The organism is Leucobacter iarius (assembly GCF_039530105.1).
Lineage (GTDB): Bacteria > Actinomycetota > Actinomycetes > Actinomycetales > Microbacteriaceae > Leucobacter > Leucobacter iarius.
Map to the genome: position 1 here is coordinate 1 of NZ_BAAAOB010000019.1, position 626 is coordinate 626.

1 protein-coding gene is annotated in these 626 nt (G+C 53.7%); it reads right to left on the bottom strand.

The window, feature by feature from the left end:
- Positions 1-339, bottom strand: a 339-nt coding sequence (locus ABD169_RS16075) for a recombinase family protein (RefSeq protein ID WP_425560988.1), incomplete at its 3' end; no start/stop codon positions are given.
- Positions 340-626 lie beyond the last annotated feature (287 nt).

Consider the following 626-nt stretch of genomic DNA (forward strand, 5'->3'; position numbering starts at 1 on the left):
GACCACCATTTGCCCCATATCACCGTCGGTACTGATCCCGTCGTCAATAAACCGAACCGCGACACCCTGAGCATCAAACTCTTTTATCAGTTGGATCATGTCGGCGGTGTCGCGGCCAAGACGGTCGAGCTTCTTAACCAGAATGACATCACCTTCCTCCACCTTCATCCTCAGCAAATCCAGCCCTTCCCGGTCTGTTGAACTGCCGGATGCCTTATCGGTAAATATACGGTTTGCTTTCACACCTGCGTCTTTGAGTGCTCTGACCTGAAGATGAACCACGGCAGCCTGGCGGCTGCAAATTGAAAACCGCCCCGGTTCGTCCTGTTGTTGCCGCACGCCCCGCAGAATATGTATGCTCTGAGGACCTGTTTTATTAAGGACTCATCCCCTTATGTTGACCCGCAAAAGTATCGATACAGTTCTGCTCTCTGTTGGTGCTGAGAAGCTCTCACAACGAGAATGGGACTGGATGAAAATGCTCAAACCCATGGACCCACCACCTGCGATGGCCAGGTTGTTTGCTGGGCGCATTGGCGGAGTATCGTCTCGACCCGGGACACCCACACCGGCACAACCTTACGGGAGTGATTCACTGTCAAAGAATCGGCCCGGTGCTCTGACGC